This window comes from Phaeobacter cretensis (genome assembly GCF_047372505.1).
GTDB classification, from domain to species: Bacteria; Pseudomonadota; Alphaproteobacteria; order Rhodobacterales; family Rhodobacteraceae; genus Phaeobacter; species Phaeobacter cretensis.
The window spans coordinates 2,587,293-2,608,697 of sequence record NZ_JBKBEU010000001.1 but is presented as its reverse complement, the minus strand read 5'-3'; the positions used below and the strand labels follow the sequence as shown (position 1 = coordinate 2,608,697).

Sequence of the window (21,405 nt, the reverse complement as noted above, 5' to 3'; positions counted from 1 at the left end):
CTGCTCTGTCCATCCATTCAAGGGACTACAGTTAGATCCTGGCGCTCGGGCGCTCCGAAATTGTATCATACCATGCACGGGTCGCGCTATTCCCCTCTGGGATGCGCTTCTTGATGACACGTGCAAAATCAACAAAGACAAACGCCGCAATATCGGCGAGTGTCAGATAATCCAACGCGACAAATTCGCTTTGCTTTAGACGCACTTCCAGCAGCTCAAAAAATTTCCCGGCTCGGGCGTGACCTCGCTCTGCCAGATTAGGAAGCTGCGCATAGTTTTCAGGCCCGGGAATGGCCCTGTTGGCGAAAGCCGGATGACTATTGCGCAAAGCCTCGGCAATTGGCATGCCGCCTTCCGCTTCAGCAATGGCGTGCCACATCAATACCTGCCCCTTTTCCGCCGGAGTACGCCCCATTAGTGGCGGTTCTGGGTGCAAGGCTTCTAGATAGGCTGCGATCCCCAGATTTTCGGTTAATGTTTGACCGTCATCCGTTACCAGAACCGGCAGGGTTGCCCGAGGATTGATTGCCCGAAATGCCTCCGATGCCTGCTCGCCATTGGCGATGGAGATGTCGCGCGTCTCAATCTTAAGACCTTTTTCTGCGATAAACATCCGCGCACGCCGCGGGTTGGGAGCAGTACTGCAATCATAGAATATCATTTGGCTGCCTCTCGTGTGCGCTGCATCATGCTCCGATCCGCCTAGGCTCGGAAATAAAACCAACGCCGATGAACCCAACGTCGCAGGGAACCGATACGCCCGCGATGAACGCTGTCAGCCAGCGCGGCGATAGATAAAGCAGCGCCCGGGAACCGCACCCTCAGGTAGCGGTTGTTCTTCAAATGCGTCAAAATACATCCGATCAGAGGACACCATCAACCCACCCAAAGCCAGGAGCGGCTTGATCAATGGAGAGATCATCCGTGCAAAAGCATCATTTTTTTCGCGATTGTGGCCGCCGAGATCAGCATGAATTAGACTGGCCCCATCTGGAAACCGATCACGTGCAGCGGGGAGAGTATCGCGAACATCGCCAAGAATAGTCAGATGTTCCGCCGGCGCGCTGTCCGGATGTGATCCCAATGCCCGCTCGAACACATAGACATCACGATCATGAATACGTTCACGCATATGGTGAAATGTTCGACCATTACCCAACCCTAGCTCGAACACCGGCTCATTCCGGCCCTTCGTCTGTGCAATCGCGGCATCCAGGCAGGCACGCTGCGAAACCATCCGATCAATGAAAAGATCGAGCCTGGTCGTAGTCTTATGGTCGCTCATGGCGGTCTCCTATAGGGTGCGCGGGGTTCTCGTAGGCATTAATTGCGATAGCTGTGACAGAGATTGTCGTGAATGTGTAGCATCCGCAGGTTATGCGTCCGCGCGCACTTCGGCGAGATCCAGCAGCTCTCATACACTCAATTTTTTGGCATCGATCTTTAGGGGATCGAAATGGGATTTGACTATTACCCCAGTGGCGCGCGACAGTGAGCGAAAAAAACAGGGATATGGAACCGCAATGCAAGCGCTACAATGGCTTGGCGGCTTTGGCTAGATGAAGCCTCTGCTGTCTGTCGAAAACCTAAGTATCGGATTTGGTCCGGGCGATCCTGTCGTGCGGGATGTCAATTTTTCAATCTCTGCCGGAGAAACCTTAGCCTTGGTTGGCGAAAGCGGCTCTGGAAAGACTGTGACATGCCGCGCAGTTCTGAGAATACTGCCAAAGGCGGCACAAATCCGCGATGGCCGAATGCTCTGGGGTGGTGCCGACCGGAACGGCGGGCGAGATCTGCGAACGCTTGGCGAGCGACAGATGCGCGATATTCGCGGCAATGAGATCGCGATGATTTTTCAAGAACCGATGCGATCCCTGTCACCGCTGCACCGGATCGGCAATCAGGTCTCTGAAGTTCTTTGGCTACATGGGGGAAAAAGCGAAAGTACTGCAAAACGCGACGTGCTCAGTTGTTTTGAACGCGTCGGCTTCCCCGATCCTGAGCGCGCATACAGATCCTACCCATTTGAATTGTCCGGCGGAATGCGTCAACGCGCGATGATTGCAATGGCGATGGTGGCAAAACCAGATTTGTTGATTGCAGATGAACCAACCACCGCTCTGGATGTGACCACCCAGGCGCAAGTGCTTGGACTGATGAAAGACCTCCAACGCGACACCGGTATGGCGATGATCTTGGTCACGCACGATCTGGGTGTTGTGGCTAATATGGCCGAACAGGTTGTAGTGATGCATAAGGGCCGTGTGATGGAGGCCGGTAGCGCTGCAACTGTACTAGGCACCCCAGCGCATCCATATACTCAGGCTTTGTTCAAGGCCGCACCGCAGATTCCTGAGACCCCCGAACCTGTCGGCCCCGTACCACATGACGACCTGATACTTCAGCTTCGCAATGTCTCTAAGACATATGCCCTGCGCGCTGGAAAGGGTTGGTCCGCACCGACACTGATACATGCATGCAAGGAACTGAACCTGTCGCTGCCTCGTGGCAAAACCCTCGCGATAGTCGGCGAAAGCGGCTCTGGAAAGACGACGGCGGCCCGCATAGCGTTAGGGGCCGAAACGCCTGATCCAGGCGGGGAGGTCCTGTTTCAAGGAACACCAGATTCGGCACCGATTGCGGTTCACGAGATGGACCGGAGCAGCCGAACGGCGTTTCAACGGGCTGCTCAAATGGTGTTTCAGGATCCCTATTCCTCGCTTTCACCACGCATGCGGGTCCAAGATGCTTTGGTAGAACCGATGGAAATCCACGGGCTAGGCAACCGCAGCAGCCGACGCGATCGTGCGGCAGAGATGCTTCGCCTCGTCGGACTGCAACCCGAAATGCTGCTGCGATATCCGCATGCGTTTTCTGGCGGGCAACGCCAACGTCTATCGATAGCACGTGCCCTGATGTTGGATCCATCTTTAATCGTCTGCGACGAGCCGACATCCGCCTTGGATGTCTCCGTTCAAGAGCAAATTCTGCGTCTTCTGGAAGACATTAGAGACCAGCAACAACTGTCTTACCTCTTCATCAGCCATGACCTTGCAGTGGTGGCGCGCATTGCGGATGAAGTGGCGGTTATGCGCCGTGGTATGGTTGTGGAACAGGCTCCGCCCGAAACGCTATTCTACAATCCGCAGCATCCATACACCAAGGCACTGATTGCCGCTCAGCCAGAGCCAAGCATTAAGCGCCCGATCAATCTCAAGCTGGTGGCACAGGGCGCAGGATCGCCCGATAGCTGGCCAGACCGCTTCAAGTTCTCCGGCACCACAGCGCCATCACTGGTGCAAGTGGAACCCGGACATAAGGTACGTTGTCATGTTTAAATTGCGCTCATCATTCAAGACAATTGCAACGAGCGCGTTACTGGCTCAGGCTTTGGCACTTGCCGTGGCATCCTCTGTTGCTGCCAGTCCAGCGCAAATGATTGAAAGTGGCTTTTGGGAGCAAGAGGTAAAGTCCGGAGACCTACCCCCGGTTGCCGAGCGCATCCCCCAAGTGCCCTTGGTGGTCGATCTAAAGGCCAAGGGCCGCCAAATTGGCGTTCAGGGCGGCACGCTAAACACTATGGTAACGAGGTCAAAGGACATTCGTCAGATGGTGGTCTACGGCTATGCCCGACTGGCTGGCTATGACGAAAGCTATCAGCTGCAACCAGATATCCTTCTTGGGTTTGAGGTTGAGGACAACCGACGCTTCACTTTGAAGCTTCGCCCCGGCCACCGCTGGTCAAATGGCGATCCATTTACCTCTGCCGATTTCGAATATTGGTGGAAAGATGTGGCTAACAATCTCTTGCTGAATCCAACAGGTGCGCCAGACTATCTGCGGGTCAATGGCACGCTGCCGACCGTAAGTTTTCCTGATGAGACGACGGTGATTTATGAATGGAACGTCCCAAATCCCAGCTTTCTGCATAGTCTTGCACAAGCCAGCCCACCGTTCATCTATCGCCCCTCGGTTTATCTGAAGCAGTTCCACGCAGATTACGCAGACCCTGAAACCCTTGCCGAAGAAGTCGACTATGCCCGTGTCAAAAGCTGGGCAGCACTGCACAACAAGCTCGACAATATGTACAAGTTCGACAATCACGAACTTCCAACACTGCAGCCCTGGATCAACGCAACATCAGGTAAGAAAATCCGGCATCTCTTTGTGCGTAACCCCTACTACCACCGTGTCGATAGCCATGGCGTCCAACTGCCCTATATCGACACCGTCGAGATGGAAATAGTTGCGGGCGGCCTGGTAGCTGCCAAGACCAACGCAGGTGAGGCCGATCTGCAAGCCCGTGGACTTGGCTTTCGAGATATTCCGATCCTACGCAAAGGCGAAAGCGATGGTGCTGATTACAAAACCTATCTCTGGGGTAACGGCACCGCTTCACAGATAGCCATTTACCCGAACCTGAATGTGAGCGATGACCAATGGCGTGAAGTGTTGCGCGATACGCGCGTTCGCCGCGCACTATCGGTGGCGATCAACCGCGCGGGCATCAACAAGGCTCTCTATTTCAAACTGGCTAAACCGGGCGCAATGACCGTGCTGGAAGCTAGCCCGTTCTTTGATCCAGCCCTTCGCACAGCATGGGCACAGTATGATCCGGACCTCGCGAACAAACTGCTAGACGAAGCCGGTCTGGCTAAGCGCGATAGTTATGGAATCCGCAAACTGCCGGATGGGCGGCCGATGGAACTCGTTGTCGAAACCGCCGGTGAACGGCAAGAGGTCGAGAATGCCCTTCAGATCATCTCCGACGACTGGCGTGATGTTGGCGTTAAGCTGGTCATGCGTCCGCTAGACCGCGACATCCTGCGCAATCGGGTATTTTCCGGAACGACTATGGCGTCGGTCTGGTATGGCTGGGACAACGGCTTGCCGCAGGTCTACACGTCACCGGCCTATCTGGCACCAACCGATCAGGTCTTTCTATCTTGGCCAAAGTGGGGCCAGTTCCACCAGACCGGAGGTGACGTTGGGCAAGCTCCGGATCTGGAACCCGCCCAGCAACTCATGGAACTTTGGCATGATTGGGAAACTGCCAATTCCGATGAGGATCGCATCAAGGCTTGGAAGCAAATGCTAAAAATCCATGCCGAAGAAGTTTACGCTATCGGCCTTGTGGCAGCAGCTCCGCAGCCGGTTGTGGTCAATAATCGTTTGCGCAATGTACCCGCCAAGGGCATCTGGGCTTGGGATCCCGGAGCGCATTTCGGCATCTATCGCCCGGATGAGTTCTTCTTTGAAGACGGCAAAGGCTGAAGGATAGCGACCAATGGAGATCCTGCGCTACGCCATTTATCGTTTTGGAACTATGCTGCTGACGCTGCTGGTGGTGTCGGTGTTGGTCTTCGTAATCATAAATCTTCCTCCCGGCGACTACCTGTCGAACCAGATCGCAGAGCTGCGTGCCTCTGGCCAATCCTCAGGCGTTTCAAAAGCAGAATTCCTGCGCAAGGAATATGCACTGGATCGCCCGCTATGGCAGCAATATATGATCTGGATGGGCTTCATGCCTGGCCCCCATGGGTTTTCAGGTATGATACAGGGTAATTTTGGGTGGTCGTTTGAGTTCGATCGACCTGTCGCCGAAATCGTTGGCGAAAGCCTATGGCTTACAGTTCTGGTCAATGTTGCAGCGGTGCTGTTTGTCTATCTCGTCGCTCTGCCTCTAGGGGTACTCGCTGCAGCTCGATCACGCACTTGGGTCGACTATACATCTGCCTTCGTGGGGTATCTTGGGCTTGCAACGCCGAACTTCCTGCTCGCATTGATCTTATTCTATTACGGGCACAAATATTTTGACCTTCCTATCGGCGGCCTGATGGATCCCGCTTTTGAAGGAGAGCCGATGACCTGGGACAAGGTCAAATCGATCCTGATTCACTTGATTGTGCCGACTTTCGTTATCGGCACCTCCGGCGCCTCGGCGATGATGCAACGGTTACGCGCTAATATGCTGGACGAATTGGGTAAGCCCTATGTGGAAACTGCCATTGCAAAGGGTATGGCACCTGCCCGTATGCTGACAAAATACCCCCTACGGGTCGCGTTCAATCCCTTTGTGGCGGATATCGGTAATCTACTACCAGCGATGATCTCCGGGTCGGTTCTGGTGTCCGTTGTTCTGGGCCTTCAAACTATCGGCCCGACACTCCTGACCGCGCTCAAGACACAAGACATGTTCCTCAGTGGATTTGTCCTGATGTTCGTGGCCTTATTGACACTGATCGGTACCATGATTTCTGACGTACTGCTGGTGATGCTCGATCCCCGCATCCGCTATGAGGAGCGCAACCGATGAGCAAGCAACCTGACGGTCACTATGTCGATACCGCTCCGTATGATCCCGATGTCGCCCTGCAAGAGCTGGAGCGCAAGGATCTGGACGCCCCTAACTGGATCCTGATCTGGCGTAAGTTCAAAACCCATAGGCTCGGCCTTACCTCAGGCGTCTTCCTACTCATCTGCTACCTGCTGCTACCCGTCATTGGGTTCATCGCGCCCTATGGACCGAACGACCGCGACAGTGAGCATATTTACTCGCCCCCACAGTCGGTCAATCTCTTTCATGACGGCAGCTTGCGCGCGCCGTTCATCTACCCGATGACCTCCGAAGCTGACCTTGAGACCTTTCAGTGGATCTTCAAACCCGACCTTGAAAACCCGCAACCTGTGAAGTTTTTCTGCGAAGGGGCCACTTATAAAATCGCGGGGCTTATTCCGTCGAACACCCATCTGTTTTGCGCGCCCGACGGCGCTACGCTGTTCCTTTGGGGATCAGACCGATTGGGCCGAGATATTTTCACCCGCATTCTGTATGGGGCACAGTTGTCTCTGACGGTAGGCCTTATCGGCATCACTGTATCCTTCGTACTTGGGATTTTCTTTGGGTCTCTGGCCGGTTACTTCGGCGGCACGCTGGATTGGGTGATCAACCGAATGATTGAGATCTTGCGCTCGCTCCCGGAACTTCCATTGTGGCTGGCGTTGTCTGCTGCCGTGCCTTCGAATTGGTCACCCGTCGCTGTGTTCTTTGTCATTTCGATAATCTTGGGAATTCTGGATTGGCCCGGTTTAGCACGATCGGTAAGGGCCAAATTTCTATCCCTACGCGAGGAAGAATATGTGCGCGCCGCCGAGATGATGGGTGCCTCATCAGGGCGCGTGATCCGCAAGCACTTGTTGCCGAACTTCATGTCTCATCTGATAGCTTCGGCTGCTCTGTCGATCCCCGCGATGATCCTTGGCGAGACCGCGCTGTCGTTTCTTGGTCTTGGTCTACGTGCACCTGCAGTAAGCTGGGGTGTCATGCTCAACGACGCACAGAACCTCGCATCGATCGAGATCTATCCATGGACCGCGATCCCGATGTTGCCGATTATCGTTGTGGTACTGGCGTTCAATTTTCTAGGCGATGGCCTTCGCGATAGTCTCGATCCCTACCAGCACTAAATCGTTGCTTTGAACCTTCCCAAGGCAGTCAGTTTCTACAAAAGAGGAAACCGCAATGCGAAACCTGCCCGGCAACGATGGCTTTCGCCTCACTCCAGGTGAACGCTGGTCAAGTTGCTATGCGGTTGATCAACTCGCTAATCAGTCAGTGGCGGCAGTGGGTATCGCCCTCGCAGAGTTGATGCAGGCCACAAATCTGACTGCGAATGTGCAAGAAACAAAGGTAAGCGAACGGCTCACGGCGCTTTGGTTTCGATATAGTTTCCGCCCTAGCGGGTGGGATATGCCGAACCTCTGGGATCCACTTGCAGGAGACTATCGCACCACCGATGGGTGGATCCGTCTCCATACCAATCTACCCCATCACCGTATGGCCGCACTTGGCGTACTGGGATGTAAATCCGAACCAGAGGCCGTGCGAGATACCGTTGCCCAATGGTCAAGCGACACCTTAGAGCAAGCCATTGTCGCAGCGGGCGGCGTCGCTGCCGCGATGCGCAGCCACTCAGATTGGCAAACGCATCCACAAGGGCAAGCTGTCGCATCCGAACCATTGATCCACTGGGATGACACATCGTCATATCAAATCCACCTGCGAGACCGCCCCACGGCAACAATGGAACGTCCCTTGGCTGGGCTGCGCGTTCTTGACCTGACCCGTGTACTGGCCGGTCCGGTGGCCACACGGACACTGGCTGGGTTTGGCGCTACGGTTCTAAGAATTGACCCACCTGAATGGGATGAACCCGGGGTGCTGCAAGAAATTGCACTCGGCAAGCATATGACCGCGTTGGACCTGCGCGCTCCCGATGACCGAACCCGCTTCGAAGACCTGCTATTGGGTGCGGATGTTCTAGTCCACGGCTATCGTCCGGGGGCCCTGGAAGGGCTGGGTTACGATACGTCAAGGCTAAGAGGCCTAGCACCGAATTTGATAGAGGTTCGTCTAAATGCCTATGGTTGGTCGGGGCCCTGGGCCAAACGCCGAGGGTTCGACAGCCTCGTTCAGATGAGCAGCGGCATCGCGGACCGTGGACGGCAGTGGACAGCTGGGTTCCCTGCGCAGGTCGATCTGGATGCCAAACCCGTTCCCTTACCGGTTCAGGCGTTGGATCACGCCACCGGCTATCTTATGGCAGCCGCCGTACTTCAGGCGCTGTCCAAAGCGGCCAAGGGCATGCCGGTCGCAAATGCCTCCCTTTCACTTGCCCGCACAGCGCAAGAGCTTCACTCATTAACAAGCAGGAACGCCGTTAAACCCGCGGCTACTGAAAACCTACTATGTGCACACGACAGCGACTATTCAGCCTCAACAGAGGCAACCAGTTGGGGACCCGGGCACAGGTTGTCGCCTCCATTCAAAGTTGGTGAGACACAAATGTGTTGGGAAAGGCCGGCAACGGCATCGGGAAGTGCCGGGCCGTTTTGGCCCGACTGAGACCTCAGCGATCATCACCACCATCGTTCACATCCATCAGATCCTCATCGATGGCGGCCTGCACACCACCGACGGCCAGATCACGCTTCTCCTTGGAGACGTGATCTGACTGATCTTCGGCCAGACGGACAGTCACTTCACGGTGCGCAAATTTAATGCCTTCACGGGCAAATAGATCCCGTATTTCCTGGAATACCTTTTTGCGGACGAGCCATTGATCGCCAGGCTTGGTCATGAACTTCACACGGATGATCATCGCTGAATCCTGCATCTCGATGACACCCTGCGATTTCAACGGTTGGATAAACGTGTCACCAATGACGGGATCATCCAACAATGCCTGCCCCAAGTTTTTGATCAGTTTGCGGACCTTCTCTACATCGGTATCATAGGTCACACGCAGCGGCAGTTTCATCATGACCCAATCACGCGAGTAATTGGTGAGCACGCGGATTTCACCAAATGGGATTGTATGCAACGCACCAAGGTGGTGACGCAGTTGGAATGATCGCACCGAAATACGTTCGACCGTGCCTTTTACGTCACCGATGTCGATGTATTCCCCTTTCCGAAAGGCGTCATCCACTAAGAAAAATGCACCCGAAAAGATGTCTCGGACCAAAGTCTGTGAGCCAAAGCCAACCGCCAGGCCAACAACACCAGCACCTGCGAACAAGGGGCTTACATTGATCCCGAGTTCCAGCAGCACGATGAGAGTGATGGAAACAACAACAACTGCTAGGATCGCACCTCTGAACAATGGCAGCAGAGTCGCCAGACGACTGGCCCCCCCCGCTCCACCTTCGTCCCCCAACTCTCCGACGGGCATGTCCCCGACTTCTTCATCAATCTTACTGTCAATCCAGATGCGGGCGATGTGATAAACAATATAGCCGATGAACAGGATCACAATGACATCGCTTACCCGATCCAGGCGGGAGTTTTCCATCCAAGCCGTTTCCGGGTTCCAGATCGCTACCATAGCAAAACTGCCAACCGTAAACGCCAAGATGCCCGCGATACGACGCGCGAGATCTTCGAAGGTTGCAATCGAATGTCGCGGTTGCGGAAGAACGATCTCCTCCATCCCCTCATCGTTTTCGTCTGGCTCAGACTCATCAGAGCCGCTGATCAATATCCGTTTCTGCGATCGGTTGAACGACCGTTCGATCACGTAGTTGATAATCCCATAGACGACGAGGATGGACGTAAGTACCGAATAGCTGCCAGCCATAATCGGCAGTGACATATCCCGTTCCAGCACAAGATCGAATGCCAATTCAAGCCATCCAAAGATGATATAAATCATCAATACTGGGGCCCAGGCCATAGACAGTAGGCGCACCAGCCATGAGCAGGCTTCTGGTGAACGGCCTGCACGAATGGCGTTAGAAATCGCACGAGCGTTGACCACCACCATCAGCAGATTACCCAGCGTCCCTGCGAGTGCGAGCACGCCATAGACGAGGGCGTAGACGTTGTAGTTCAGTCCAAAATCACCAATCCATGTGGCAAAGAGAACAGAGCATATATCGTAGGTGGCCAGCGCAGAGGCCCAGACATATAGATGTCGTGCATCTCGATCTGAGAATACGGGAATGCGATATTGACTCAGGTAAGGCGACAGCACCATTCGCCACAAGTCAGAGACGGACCGCGACAGGAAAAATGCTGTATATATAGCAGTGACCGTGAACTTCACCGATGAGTTACCCGACGACCCGAAGAGAAGATAAGAGGTCAGCAGTGCAAAGGTCATGGCTATGATTGTTCCGCCCACGCCCATCAGGAAGCGGAACACCAAGAACGGCATCTTGTCTTGATAGCCTTCGGGATGCTCTTTGATCCGCGCGACCACGTGTTTTTTAGCGATACGCTTGCCGTAAACTTCTACGGAAACCCATCGGCCAATGAACAGCAGTAGCAGGCTCCAACCAAGCACTTTGACGTAGGTGAAAATGCGACCATCAGGGCTGGTTTGCCGCAGAACATATTGCACCTCAAAGATCGAATAAGGCATCGCCTCTAGGCGGCTTTTCAAGGCCGCTCCGAACTCGTCGACCTCGGATTGCGCCTTCATCAGGGCCGAAGCCCCTTCCATCTTATCGCTGGTAGATACAGGTATTGCCCCATCCGAAGTGTCCGCAGAGGAAACGAGTTGTCCGCGTCCATCAACAATGATCACGCCAACACCGCTGTCTGCAGCCTGTTCAATCGCCTTGGCGAGGTTCCCTCCGTCGTCAGACGTTGCTGACTGTGCTCTCGTTTCTGCCGCAGCAAAAACAGAAAAAGCGACCGCCAAGACTGAGCAGATAAGAAATTGCGATACCAGTCGCCACATGCGCACTACCCCAAATTTTGCAATCATCATGTTACCAAGGCCGCAAAACGCCGAAAATATCAAGTCTTTGCACCCTTGCGCACTGTTTGACCCGAGAATATTCCCGCTTTGCAGCGCTTGATTGCAACTTATACCTCTGCGCGTTATAGAAAATTCAGCGTATCACCCAAGACGCAAGGGAACGGCAATGCATGCCGCCTTGCGCGCTTTGGATCAGACGCGACAATGATCTATGCCTTGGCTCGTTGCGTGTCAGGCTGAGCAACCTGAGGCGACACTATGCTGAGGCGGACCCTAGCCGAGCCAAAACACACATCCGTTGATGCGGATTGTGGGTATCTGTGTTCGAGCAGCTGTTGTGGCTGGAGCTCGCCCAAGCCACTGGATGGCGCATCTTTTCAATATTCGTATCAGACGCAGGCACAGCGATGACATCAAATGCTATTTCCAGCACCCCCCGCGGGGCCCGTGTCATGCTCTACAGCCACGACACTTTTGGATTGGGCCATCTGCGACGATCGCGGGCCCTCGCAGGAGCAATCACTGACGCTGATCCTACGGCATCTGCTTTGATCCTAACCGGTTCGCCGGTGGCCGGACGCTTTGCCTTTCCTTCGCGGGTCGATCACGTGCGCCTCCCCGGTGTGATCAAACGCTCCGATGGATCATACGCCTCTCGAACTATGGGGATGTCTATCGAAGAAACAACAACTCTGCGTTCAGGATTAATCCGCTCTACTGCGATGGAGTATGCCCCAGACGTACTGATTGTCGACAAGGAGCCAACTGGCTTTCGCGGTGAACTGCTGCCAACGCTGGAAGAGCTACACTCCCAAGGTCAAACGCGGCTGATCCTTGGCCTCCGCGATGTCCTGGATGAGCCGGAGGTCCTGGCCGCCGAATGGGATCGCAAGGATGCGGTCAGCGCAACCGAGCAATATTATGACGAGATCTGGGTCTACGGAATTCGCTCCGTCTATGACCCCACCGCGGGTCTACCGCTCAGCCCTGAGGCGCAGGAACGGATGCATTGGACAGGGTATCTGCGCCGCGATCTAGGCAATCTGGGCAACCCTCCAGAACAACCCTATGTGCTGATCACTCCCGGCGGCGGCGGCGATGGCGCAATGATGGTCGATCTTGTTCTGACCGCTTACGAACAGGATGTTGGCTTGGCTCCGCGAGCAATGCTGGTCTATGGCCCTTTTCTATCCGGCGAGACCAGAACTGAATTCGAGACCCGTGTCGCAGCCCTGAATGGCCGGGTCACAGCGGTAGGCTTTGAATCCGAGATCGAGACCCTATTTGCGGGCGCGCAAGGTGTCGTCTGCATGGGTGGCTACAATACTTTCTGCGAAGTACTGTCCTTCGACAAGCCTGCCGTTATCGTACCACGTACCACACCGCGTCTGGAGCAATGGATTCGGGCGAGCCGCGCCGAAGAGCTGGGCCTGACTGCTATGCTGGACGAAAACCGCGATGGCTGGACTCCAGAAGCGATGATCCGTGCGATCCGTGCCCTTGTTGACCAGCCCCCGCCCTCTGCCGCGATCCCCGAAGGGCTGTTAGACGGGTTGGACTATGTGACAGACCGTGTCGACGCACTTCTCCACGGCTCAAGCGCAAAGGCCGCAAAATGACCTCACAAACATCTGGCGCATCGCGCCCTCCGCTCGCCATTGTGGTTAAAGGCTGGCCCCGTTTGTCGGAAACCTTCATTGCGCAGGAACTGGTCGCACTGGAGGCTGCAGGTCATAGTTTTGAGATCTGGTCCTTACGCCAACCCACAGATTTAAAACGCCACCCGTTGCATGAGAAACTAAGCGCAGCAGTGCACTATCTGCCGGAATACCTCTATCAAGAACCCGATCGCGTTTGGACGGCACGTACGCAGGCAAAAGCGATGCCCGGGTATCAGACCGCCTACAAGATATGGCGTGAAGACCTACGCCGGGATCCAAGCCGAAATCGCATTCGCCGGTTTGGCCAGGCCTGTGTGCTGGCAGCTGAGATGCCAGATGAAGTCCTGGGGCTCTACGCGCATTTCTTGCACACCCCTTCCTCCGTCGCACGTTATGCCGCTATCATGCGTGGTTTGCCTTGGAGCTTTTCTGCCCATGCCAAAGACATCTGGACCTCCCCAGACTGGGAACTACAGGAAAAGCTGTCTGCCAAGACCCATGGGGCGACCTTTGGAGCGACCTGCACAGGTTTCGGCGCGAAGCACCTGCAGGATCTGGCAGACACCCGTGATAGGGTTGATCTGATCTATCATGGCCTGGATCTGTCGCGCTTCCCCTCCCCGCCTCAACGCAAATGGCGTGCACCTGGGGACCCCTTACACCTGATGTCAGTCGGGCGGTTGGTCGAGAAAAAGGGCTTTGACAGGCTGATCGGCGCGCTCGCACTTTTGCCCGAGACATTGGACTGGCACTGGACCCATATTGGCGGTGGCGATATGCGAGATCTGTTGCAGGGAATAGCAGAGGATGCCGGTGTTACTGATAGAATTAGTTGGCGCGGAGCCTGCGATCAGCCGGAAGTGATTGCGGCTATGCGCGCCTGCGATATGTTCGTATTGCCGAGCCGCATTGCTCGGGATGGTGATCGGGACGGTCTACCAAATGTGCTGATGGAGGCTGCATCGCAGCGCCTACCGATCATATCGACAGCCGTATCCGCGATCCCGGAGTTCATCGACAGCGGTACACACGGTCTCCTCAGCAAAGATATGCCGGAGGCGCTGGCAAACGCCATTCTAACGCTCAGTCATAATCCTGAACAGGCGGCTCGCATGGCCGAAGCCGCATTGGGTCGACTGCGTAAAGATTTTGGCATGGACCCGGGCATCGCGCGCCTGTCCCAGCGGCTGAACGCAATGATGCAGGTCGCATGACAGCCGGCCAAGGCCGAACCATTGCCTTTTACGCGCCGATGAAATCGCCGCGCCATCCGGTGCCCTCGGGCGATCGGGAAATGGCACGTAATTTGATAGCACTACTGACCGGGACAGGAGCGACTGTAGCACTGGCAAGCGAGCTTCGCATCTACGATAGATCAGGTAATCAAGAGCACCAGAGTATTCTGCGCGCCAAGGCCGCACATGATGTGGACCGCATTTGCGCTGAGCAGGCTAAGCAGCCGATAGATAGCAGAGCCGCCCTATGGCTGACCTATCACAACTACTACAAGGCCCCCGATTTGATTGGTCCCGCCGTCGCTCGCCGCCTTGGTATTCCATACGTACAGGTCGAATCCACCCGCGCCAAGAAGCGGCTCACGGGGCCATGGTCCGATTTTGCCAAAGCCGCCCACGAGGCCGCTGATGCCGCATCGATCATTTTCTATTTTACAGAGCAGGACCATGAAACGCTGTTGCGGGATAGATGTGGCGACCAACAACTGGCCCATCTCCCTCCGTTCCTGCGACGGGACACACTACCGGTAGCCAGTAATTTGTCCGGCCCCATCCTGAGCGTTGGTATGATGCGGCCGGGTGATAAACTCACCTCCTACGGCTTGCTTGCCGAAGCCCTGGAAGCGGTGGCCTGCCCATGGCGATTGGACATCGTTGGCGATGGTCCCGCCCGATCAGACGTCGAAGCGCTTATGGCACCGTTTGGCGAACGAGTACGTTTCCTAGGCCAGTTGGACAGCGTCGCACTCGAGGAAGCCTATCAAAACGCCTCCCTGCTGGTATGGCCGGGTATCAATGAGGCGTTTGGCATGGTGTATCTGGAAGCGCAGTCTCATGGTGTACCCGTACTTGCGCAGGACCGGCCCGGCCTGCGCGACGTGGTTACAGTGTGGGACGATCCTAGCCTGATGCCCAAACCAGAGAGAGGTGCTGCAGGTTTTGCCGATGCTCTGAGCCGTGTACTGACTGACAATGGATTGCGCGAACGGCAGGCCAGAAAGGCCCGCGAACAGATAGCAGACAAACATCTTGCCTCAGTTGCCGCCAAACAGCTTTGGTCTGCGCTCTCACCTTTATTGGAGACCACACCATGATCAGACTTGCCCTTTTGCGCCATGGCCACACTGACTGGAATAGGGCCGGTCGCATCCAAGGCCGCAGCGACATTCCATTGGACGATACCGCTCGATCCGAACTGGCAGCGCAAGTTCTTCCAGCCCCGTGGGATTCTGCGGCTCTATGGTCCAGCCCCCTGAAACGCGCCGCAGAAACCGCCCGGCTGGTAGGGGGTCGCGTGCCACACACCACTTCCGCTCTGATCGAGATGAATTGGGGCCGTTGGGAAGGGCAGCACGCCAAAGAATTGAGAGCTGAGCCAGACAGCGGGTTTCGCGACATCGAAAACTGGGGATGGGATTACCGCCCACCCGGTGGTGAAACTCCACAAAAGGTCTGGGATCGGATTGCACCGTGGTTGGCCACACTTACGCAAGACACCGTTGCAGTTTGCCACATCGGAATCATGCGGGTCATTCTGGCGCGAGCAAATGGCTGGAATTTTGATGGATCCGCTCCGTTTCAAATCAAACGCAACCGACTGTTCGTGGTGGAATTGGATGCAGACGGCCGCCTCACACCCGTTGCTGAACCGATACGCCTTAGTAAGCGGGATGCTGCATGAGGGTATTAATTGCGGTTACTCATTTGTTGGGTACGGGGCATTTATCACGCGCACTAACACTGGGCCGCGCCTTTTCAGCGGCAGGGCATCGGGTCCAAGTCGTGTCCGGCGGCGGCCCAACGCAGCAACTCGATTGCAAAGGCGTCGAATTGATCCAGCTTCCTCCCTTGCGGTCAAATGGCGTGGCCTTCTCCCAGTTATTGACTCCGGCCGGCGCTCTCGCAACCGACGCCTATCTCGCCAGTCGTATCGAGAGGCTGTGCGAAGCTGTTCGGCAGGTGCAGCCTGATGTATTGATCACCGAACTGTTTCCCTTCGGTCGCCGCAGCCTGCGTCGGGAGTTTCTGGCACTTTTGGAAACGGCGCAGGCTCTGCCGAAACGCCCCGTCGTACTTGCGTCAATCCGCGACATCCTCGCTCCACCGTCAACATCGAAGAAGGCCGTTGATGCAGCGAGGGTATTGGCAGAACATTATGATGGCGTGCTTGTTCATTCAGATCCCCACGCAACGCGATTGGAGACGTCTTGGCCGGTTACCCCAGGAATTTCCGCGATGCTCCACTACACAGGTTACGTCGCGCCTGAGCCGCCAGCACCTCACCCAGAAAAGTTGGGTGAAGGTGAGATCCTTGTCAGCGCTGGCGGAGGCAGCGTTGGTGAGGCACTTTATCGCATAGCACTACAGTCAGCCCTTCTATGGCCTGAGCGCCCTTGGCGCATTCTGGTTGGTGGAAACGATTCTAAGGAGCAAATCAAGCGTCTGATAGAAGAACAAAGCGGATCTCCCGCACGGCTGGAAGCTGCACGACCAGACTTTCGCCAAATGTTACGAAGTGCAGCGGCATCGGTCAGCATGTGCGGCTACAATACCGCAATGGACCTCCTGCAGACGGGTGTACCGGCTGTGATCGTTCCCTTCGATGCTGGCAATGAAGTTGAGCAATCCCTGCGCGCATCCAGTCTCACACCGCTTGATGGCATCGCTGCGATCTCAGCTGCGGATTTGACGCCAGAGACGCTATGTACTGCGATTGACAGTGTCATAGCTGCCCCCGCACGACCAATAGATGGCTTCCGGTTTGACGGCGCTGTTCGAACGGTAGAGATTGCCGCCAAATTGACAAAGGAACGCGCATGATACCGGATTGGACCGCATTGGACCGAGAGCTCGCCCGATGGCAGGACGACGGGCTGATCCTGCCGATCTGGTGGCGCGATGATGACGCGATTGCCCCCACGCCGCAACTGGACCGCTTAACCGATCTGTCCGAACGTTTCGCGTTGCCGGTGCATTTGGCGATCATAGCCCGCGACGCATCGCCCGAGCTGGTGGCAAGGGTGTCAAATACACAAACGCTGGTGCCCGTCGTTCATGGCTGGGCGCACCAAAACCACGCGCCTGCAGGGGAAAAGAAAGCTGAATTCAGTGTTCATCGCCCTGTGGACAATGTCCTACACGATGCCGAACAGGCGTTACACCAGCTTCAAAACCTGTTCGGCAGTCAGCTAAGGCCCATGTTTGTACCGCCTTGGAACCGAATAGGTGCCGAAATCGTACCTTGGTTGGCGGGGCTTGGATACAGTGCGCTCTCGACTTTCATGCCACGCGCGCGTGCCAAAGCTGCGCCAGGCTTATGGCAAATCAACACGCATTTGGACCCGATAGATTGGAAAGGCACACGTTCGCTTGTTCCGCCGGCGTTGTTATTGTCGCAGGTGGTCAGCCAGCTCGCTGCGCGACGCAAAGGACACGCCGATGTTGCTGAACCCTATGGGATCTTAACTCATCATTTGGCGCAAGACGATGTAACTTGGGCGTTTTGCGCAGACATAATGCGCCGTCTTCTGGAAGGCCCGGGACGTGCTTGGATATTTGACGAAAGGATGACTTGAATGAGCCGATTGGATTCCATGTTGCGCCGCCTGACTGCGCAGCGGGATGGGCTGAACTGGGCCGCTGAGCAGGTTGCTTCGCTGGAAGGTGTCGTACTGGACATCGGTCTAGGCAATGGCCGCACCTACGACCATTTACGAGAGACGCTGCCGGACCGGCGGGTGCGGGTCATCGACCGCGTTTTGCAATGTCACCCCTCTTGCGTGCCGCCCGAGGTCGATTTTCTGCAAGGTGAAGCCCGCCCGATGCTGAAACAGCTTGCCCAAGAAAATGGCGTCCAAGTTGTGCTTGCTCATTACGACCTTGGTTTTGGCGTCAAGGAGAAAGACGTGGCAGAGGCTGCGCTTCTTTCGCCCACAATCAGAACCGTAATGGCGTCGGGTGGTATCATCGTGTCAGGTCAACCACTCGTCGGATTCGAAGAATTGGACGGCCCCGAAGGCATCCCACCGGGCCGGTATCTATTCTACAGGGCCTGATACCAGCCGTCCCTGATTTCTCTCGGATCCGGCTTCGGCTAGTCGGATCCGAGTTATTATCGCGCCTTACGCAACGCGTTTGCCCCGAGACCAGACTGACGTCAAAGCAGGAACACCTGCACGCAGGCGGAACCGGATAATGTCAGCGCGCTTGCCAACTTCAAGACTGCCGCGATCCGTTAGATTTACCGCGGTTGCAGGGGCAGATGTCACCGTTGCCAGTCCACGTGCCATGTCGCCCCAAATGTCTCCCAACTGCACTGCCGCCAGTAACAATGCCGCCGGAACATAGTCTGATGAGAGGACATCCAGCAGTTCCAATTCGGCCAGTTCCTTCGCAGCCACGTTACCGGAGTGCGAACCACCGCGGATCAGGTTCGGTGCGCCCATCATTACCTTGATGCCATGGGTATGACAGGCGCGGGCCGCTTCAACAGTGGTGGGGAACTCAGCGAGGTGAATGCCATGTTTCGCCGACACAGCGACCTGCTCAGCCGTTGTATCATCATGGCTGGCCAAGACTGCTCCAAACCTGCGTGCGGCCTTCACCGCCTCAACTTCGTGCAGATCACCATATGTGTCGCGCATCTTTTTGAGCCCGGCCACATGAACCTTGAATCCTTCGTCATCCAAACCGTGCTTGCCCTTCACATAGGCTTCCAGTTTGGAAATATCGCGGAACTGACGCTGGCCCGGTGTGTGATCCATGAGCGAGACCAGCCCGACCCGGTCAGCATCACCAAATTCATCCAACTCCTGTACCAGGGTTTCGGAACAAACCTCGGCTCTGAGATGCAAGAAATGGCTGATTTTCAACGCATCCTGGTCGCGCAGCTCCAGCAGCTCAGTGGCAAGACTGCGGGCATATTGGCCGTAGCGTGCCTCTTTAGCTTTGATTGACCCAACACGCATCGCGTCGAAAACCGTCGTAATACCAGTGCCTGCCAGCTCTGTGTCATGGGCGATAATGGCAGCGGCATGGGGCCAATCAACCTTGGGTCGTGGTTGGATATGCCGTTCCAGATTGTCGGTGTGGAGCTCGATCAGACCGGGGCAGAGATAGTCGCCCTCGATATCGACCGCCCCGCGCGGAACAGAGGCTCCATCTGCAATATCCGTGATCTCTCCCTCTTTCAGGGTGATCGACCCGGTGCGGGTTTCACCGGGAAGGGCAAGCGTGGCATTGGCAAGGATCAAAGGTTCTGTCATCTGAGTTTCACATGGTTTGAGGTATATAACAGGCCACATTTAGGAGGCCATTGTGACATTCACGCGATACGCGATCTATTATGTGCCGCCCGCACAGGCGGAATGGGGTCAATTTGCTACCAGCTGGCTGGGTTGGAACGTCTATGATGGAGGTTTTGTTGACCACCCTCAGGGCATTGATCTCGATGTTGCGACGATCACTGATGTCCCGCGAAAATACGGGTTGCATGCCACCATCAAGCCGCCGTTTCGCCTTGCGGATGGCAAAACCGCAGAGGATTTGGCGGAACGGTTTGTTGCTTTCGCAACGCAAGCTTCGCCGGTGGCCCTGGAGGGTCTGACACTGGCCCGGCTGGGCCGTTTTCTGGCCCTCTGTCCGGTCGGCGATCAGTTGGGCCTGAATCGTCTGGCCTTTAACTTCGTTCGCGATCTGGATGAATTCCGCGCGCATGCCTCGGCGTCCGAACTTGAGAAGCGACGTGCGGGAGGTCTTACTCCTGCACAAGAACAAGCGCTTGTGACTTGGGGCTACCCCTATGTTGGAGACAGTTTTCGCTTTCACATCACGTTGAGCGGCAAACGCCCCAAGACCGAACTCCCCGCGATTGAGGCAGTGCTTCAGGATCGGTTGGTGCCCCAATTGCCCTCGCCCTTCAGCATCACCGATTTGGCGCTGGTGGGTGAGGACAGCGATGGTCGCTTTCACTTGATCCACCGTCACGCCCTCACCGGCTGAAGCCATGGCATCAAGGCTGCTTCCGCGGATTTGATGGCCACCTCGAGATCTCCGCTATTGTCGATCTCGATCACATGCTCCAATCCGTCAGGCAGTGGCGTTGCGGCGCGCGCAAGACGGCGTTCAACCTCTGCGCTGTCTTCACGCCCGCGCGACCTGAGCCGGGCCGACAGCGCTTCAGGCGTCGCGGTCACCGATAGAACTATCAGGGTGCCAAACACAGATTGGGCTTCCAGCAACACTTTGCGCGAGAGGTTCACCAAAGTGCCAGAAGCAACATGGCGAAGCTCGTCGATTTCGCGCGGAATAGCGTAGTGTAGCCCATGCGCTTGCCAGTGCAGCGCAAAACTCCGCTTGGCACAGAGATCTGCGAACATGTCTTCACTGACCGCGTCGTAGTTCTCACCCCCCAGTTCCGGCGCTCGGGTAATAACCCGCCGCTGTGTCTGCAATCCCGGCAAGCGCTCCAGCAGCGCGTCCATCAGGCTGTCCTTGCCCACGCCGGATGGGCCAACAACCGCAATCACAGGGGATTTGGCGGTAGGTGACATCATGCGGCTGCCTTGGGCGTAAAGGTTGAGACATCAACAAAGCGGTCGCAAACCTGTTGGCGGGCGGCCTCATCGTGGAAAATACCGATAATTGCGGCTCCGCGAGACTTGGCTTCCTCAATGAGTGACAGAACCGTGGCACGGTTCTGTGCATCCAGGCTCGCCGTCGGCTCATCAAGCAACATCGCCGGGTAGGTATGGGCAAACCCACGTGCGATATTCACACGCTGCTGTTCTCCGCCAGAAAAGGTCGTTGGGCTGAGCTGCCACAACCGTTCAGGAATATTGAGTCCAGCCAAAAGCGTCGCTGCCCGATCCCGCGCAGCATTTTCGGCGACACCAACCGCCAGCAATGGTTCAGCCACGACATCCAACGTCGGTACACGGGGCACGACACGTAGGAACTGGCTGACATAGCCAAGCGTTTCACGACGCAGAGCCAGAATGTCCCGGGGTGCCGCCTTTGCAACATCGACGTTCCCGACCATGACGCTGCCCGATGCCGCCAGATAATTGCCGTAGATGACGCGCATCAGCGTTGATTTCCCGGCCCCGGATGAACCCGTAAGGCCAATACACTCTCCGGGCGCCACTTTCAGTGTGGCACCCTCCATTACCGGAATGGTCGCGCCGCCCTGATTGTGCAGGGTGAAGCTCTTGCTCACGTTATCAAGTTCAATCATCTCGAGAC

The 21,405-nt window shown here is 56.0% G+C and carries 19 protein-coding genes; 13 read left to right on the top strand and 6 right to left on the bottom strand.

The features are described from left to right. Positions 1-31: 31 nt before the first annotated feature. Positions 32-661 (bottom strand): glutathione S-transferase family protein, encoded by a 630-nt coding sequence (locus ACEWZM_RS12460; protein ID WP_414006732.1) that lies wholly within the window; start codon positions 659-661, stop codon positions 32-34. Positions 662-775: 114 nt separating this feature from the next. Beyond that, positions 776-1,285, bottom strand: coding sequence for a class I SAM-dependent methyltransferase (locus ACEWZM_RS12455; RefSeq protein ID WP_414006731.1), 510 nt, complete (start codon positions 1,283-1,285; stop codon positions 776-778). Between the two features lie 274 nt (positions 1,286-1,559). On the opposite strand from ACEWZM_RS12455, the gene ACEWZM_RS12450 reads away from it, so the two are divergent. The 5 genes from ACEWZM_RS12450 to ACEWZM_RS12430 are packed head-to-tail and all read left to right on the top strand — an operon-like array spanning position 1,560 to position 8,905. Next, complete coding sequence (locus ACEWZM_RS12450; protein ID WP_414006730.1) at positions 1,560-3,338, top strand: ABC transporter ATP-binding protein; 1,779 nt, start codon at positions 1,560-1,562, stop codon at positions 3,336-3,338. Continuing rightward, positions 3,331-5,274: an ABC transporter substrate-binding protein gene (locus tag ACEWZM_RS12445; protein ID WP_414006729.1), complete on the top strand. Its 1,944-nt coding sequence runs from the start codon at positions 3,331-3,333 to the stop codon at positions 5,272-5,274. The genes ACEWZM_RS12450 and ACEWZM_RS12445 overlap by 8 nt, the downstream gene beginning before the upstream one ends. Positions 5,275-5,287: 13 nt before the next feature. Then, positions 5,288-6,316, top strand: coding sequence for an ABC transporter permease (locus tag ACEWZM_RS12440; protein WP_414006728.1), 1,029 nt, complete (start codon positions 5,288-5,290; stop codon positions 6,314-6,316). Beyond that, complete coding sequence (locus tag ACEWZM_RS12435; RefSeq protein WP_414006727.1) at positions 6,313-7,467, top strand: ABC transporter permease; 1,155 nt, start codon at positions 6,313-6,315, stop codon at positions 7,465-7,467. The genes ACEWZM_RS12440 and ACEWZM_RS12435 overlap by 4 nt, the downstream gene beginning before the upstream one ends. 55 nt (positions 7,468-7,522) lie before the next feature. Then, a complete protein-coding gene (locus ACEWZM_RS12430) occupies positions 7,523-8,905 on the top strand; it encodes a CoA transferase (RefSeq protein ID WP_414006726.1) in 1,383 nt (460 codons plus the stop codon). Between the two features lie 4 nt (positions 8,906-8,909). On the opposite strand, the gene ACEWZM_RS12425 is transcribed toward ACEWZM_RS12430, so the two are convergent. Then, a complete protein-coding gene (locus ACEWZM_RS12425; RefSeq protein WP_414008029.1) occupies positions 8,910-11,246 on the bottom strand; it encodes a mechanosensitive ion channel domain-containing protein in 2,337 nt (778 codons plus the stop codon). A gap of 428 nt (positions 11,247-11,674) precedes the next feature. Here ACEWZM_RS12425 and ACEWZM_RS12420 point away from each other — a divergent pair, with 428 nt between their 5' ends. From ACEWZM_RS12420 to ACEWZM_RS12390, 7 genes are read left to right on the top strand one after another with little or no spacing between them, the layout of a single operon-like run. Further along, entirely contained in the window at positions 11,675-12,886 is a 1,212-nt protein-coding gene (locus ACEWZM_RS12420) for a glycosyltransferase family protein (RefSeq protein WP_414006725.1), read from the top strand. Then, a complete protein-coding gene (locus tag ACEWZM_RS12415; RefSeq protein ID WP_414006724.1) occupies positions 12,883-14,142 on the top strand; it encodes a glycosyltransferase family 4 protein in 1,260 nt (419 codons plus the stop codon). The genes ACEWZM_RS12420 and ACEWZM_RS12415 overlap by 4 nt, the downstream gene beginning before the upstream one ends. Then, positions 14,139-15,257, top strand: coding sequence for a glycosyltransferase family 4 protein (locus ACEWZM_RS12410; protein ID WP_414006723.1), 1,119 nt, complete (start codon positions 14,139-14,141; stop codon positions 15,255-15,257). The genes ACEWZM_RS12415 and ACEWZM_RS12410 overlap by 4 nt, the downstream gene beginning before the upstream one ends. Beyond that, on the top strand, positions 15,254-15,844 hold the full coding sequence (locus tag ACEWZM_RS12405) for a histidine phosphatase family protein (RefSeq protein WP_414006722.1): 591 nt from the start codon (positions 15,254-15,256) through the stop codon (positions 15,842-15,844). Before ACEWZM_RS12410 ends, ACEWZM_RS12405 begins: the two co-directional genes overlap by 4 nt. Next, entirely contained in the window at positions 15,841-16,983 is a 1,143-nt protein-coding gene (locus ACEWZM_RS12400) for a glycosyltransferase family protein (RefSeq protein WP_414006721.1), read from the top strand. Before ACEWZM_RS12405 ends, ACEWZM_RS12400 begins: the two co-directional genes overlap by 4 nt. Beyond that, entirely contained in the window at positions 16,980-17,738 is a 759-nt protein-coding gene (locus tag ACEWZM_RS12395) for a polysaccharide deacetylase family protein (RefSeq protein ID WP_414006720.1), read from the top strand. The genes ACEWZM_RS12400 and ACEWZM_RS12395 overlap by 4 nt, the downstream gene beginning before the upstream one ends. Then, entirely contained in the window at positions 17,739-18,218 is a 480-nt protein-coding gene (locus ACEWZM_RS12390; RefSeq protein ID WP_414006719.1) for a class I SAM-dependent methyltransferase, read from the top strand. Between the two features lie 66 nt (positions 18,219-18,284). On the opposite strand, the gene ACEWZM_RS12385 is transcribed toward ACEWZM_RS12390, so the two are convergent. After that, entirely contained in the window at positions 18,285-19,427 is a 1,143-nt protein-coding gene (locus ACEWZM_RS12385) for an alpha-D-ribose 1-methylphosphonate 5-triphosphate diphosphatase (RefSeq protein WP_414006718.1), read from the bottom strand. A gap of 52 nt (positions 19,428-19,479) precedes the next feature. On the opposite strand from ACEWZM_RS12385, the gene ACEWZM_RS12380 reads away from it, so the two are divergent. Then, complete coding sequence (locus tag ACEWZM_RS12380) at positions 19,480-20,163, top strand: DUF1045 domain-containing protein (RefSeq protein WP_414006717.1); 684 nt, start codon at positions 19,480-19,482, stop codon at positions 20,161-20,163. Here the strand turns inward: ACEWZM_RS12380 and phnN are convergent. Together phnN and phnL are read right to left on the bottom strand one after the other, a co-directional pair. Then, positions 20,145-20,714 (bottom strand): phosphonate metabolism protein/1,5-bisphosphokinase (PRPP-forming) PhnN, encoded by a 570-nt coding sequence (gene phnN / locus ACEWZM_RS12375; RefSeq protein ID WP_414008028.1) that lies wholly within the window; start codon positions 20,712-20,714, stop codon positions 20,145-20,147. The two genes, ACEWZM_RS12380 and phnN, sit on opposite strands and share 19 nt — an antisense overlap. Then, positions 20,714-21,397, bottom strand: coding sequence for a phosphonate C-P lyase system protein PhnL (gene phnL / locus ACEWZM_RS12370; RefSeq protein ID WP_414006716.1), 684 nt, complete (start codon positions 21,395-21,397; stop codon positions 20,714-20,716). Before phnL ends, phnN begins: the two co-directional genes overlap by 1 nt. Positions 21,398-21,405: the final 8 nt, after the last annotated feature.

What these genes read in the sequence shown, in the direction of transcription:
- ACEWZM_RS12390 (WP_414006719.1), top strand. Translation starts at nt 17,739, where the DNA reads ATGAGCCGATTGGATTCCATGTTGCGCCGCCTGACTGCGCAGCGGGAT.
- ACEWZM_RS12415 (WP_414006724.1), top strand. Translation starts at nt 12,883, where the DNA reads ATGACCTCACAAACATCTGGCGCATCGCGCCCTCCGCTCGCCATTGTG.
- ACEWZM_RS12460 (WP_414006732.1), bottom strand. Translation starts at nt 661, where the DNA reads ATGATATTCTATGATTGCAGTACTGCTCCCAACCCGCGGCGTGCGCGG.
- ACEWZM_RS12440 (WP_414006728.1), top strand. Translation starts at nt 5,288, where the DNA reads ATGGAGATCCTGCGCTACGCCATTTATCGTTTTGGAACTATGCTGCTG.
- ACEWZM_RS12430 (WP_414006726.1), top strand. Translation starts at nt 7,523, where the DNA reads ATGCGAAACCTGCCCGGCAACGATGGCTTTCGCCTCACTCCAGGTGAA.
- ACEWZM_RS12445 (WP_414006729.1), top strand. Translation starts at nt 3,331, where the DNA reads ATGTTTAAATTGCGCTCATCATTCAAGACAATTGCAACGAGCGCGTTA.
- ACEWZM_RS12450 (WP_414006730.1), top strand. Translation starts at nt 1,560, where the DNA reads ATGAAGCCTCTGCTGTCTGTCGAAAACCTAAGTATCGGATTTGGTCCG.
- ACEWZM_RS12405 (WP_414006722.1), top strand. Translation starts at nt 15,254, where the DNA reads ATGATCAGACTTGCCCTTTTGCGCCATGGCCACACTGACTGGAATAGG.
- ACEWZM_RS12395 (WP_414006720.1), top strand. Translation starts at nt 16,980, where the DNA reads ATGATACCGGATTGGACCGCATTGGACCGAGAGCTCGCCCGATGGCAG.
- ACEWZM_RS12410 (WP_414006723.1), top strand. Translation starts at nt 14,139, where the DNA reads ATGACAGCCGGCCAAGGCCGAACCATTGCCTTTTACGCGCCGATGAAA.
- ACEWZM_RS12425 (WP_414008029.1), bottom strand. Translation starts at nt 11,246, where the DNA reads ATGTGGCGACTGGTATCGCAATTTCTTATCTGCTCAGTCTTGGCGGTC.
- ACEWZM_RS12455 (WP_414006731.1), bottom strand. Translation starts at nt 1,285, where the DNA reads ATGAGCGACCATAAGACTACGACCAGGCTCGATCTTTTCATTGATCGG.
- ACEWZM_RS12435 (WP_414006727.1), top strand. Translation starts at nt 6,313, where the DNA reads ATGAGCAAGCAACCTGACGGTCACTATGTCGATACCGCTCCGTATGAT.
- ACEWZM_RS12400 (WP_414006721.1), top strand. Translation starts at nt 15,841, where the DNA reads ATGAGGGTATTAATTGCGGTTACTCATTTGTTGGGTACGGGGCATTTA.
- ACEWZM_RS12385 (WP_414006718.1), bottom strand. Translation starts at nt 19,427, where the DNA reads ATGACAGAACCTTTGATCCTTGCCAATGCCACGCTTGCCCTTCCCGGT.
- ACEWZM_RS12420 (WP_414006725.1), top strand. Translation starts at nt 11,675, where the DNA reads ATGACATCAAATGCTATTTCCAGCACCCCCCGCGGGGCCCGTGTCATG.
- phnL (WP_414006716.1), bottom strand. Translation starts at nt 21,397, where the DNA reads ATGATTGAACTTGATAACGTGAGCAAGAGCTTCACCCTGCACAATCAG.
- phnN (WP_414008028.1), bottom strand. Translation starts at nt 20,714, where the DNA reads ATGTCACCTACCGCCAAATCCCCTGTGATTGCGGTTGTTGGCCCATCC.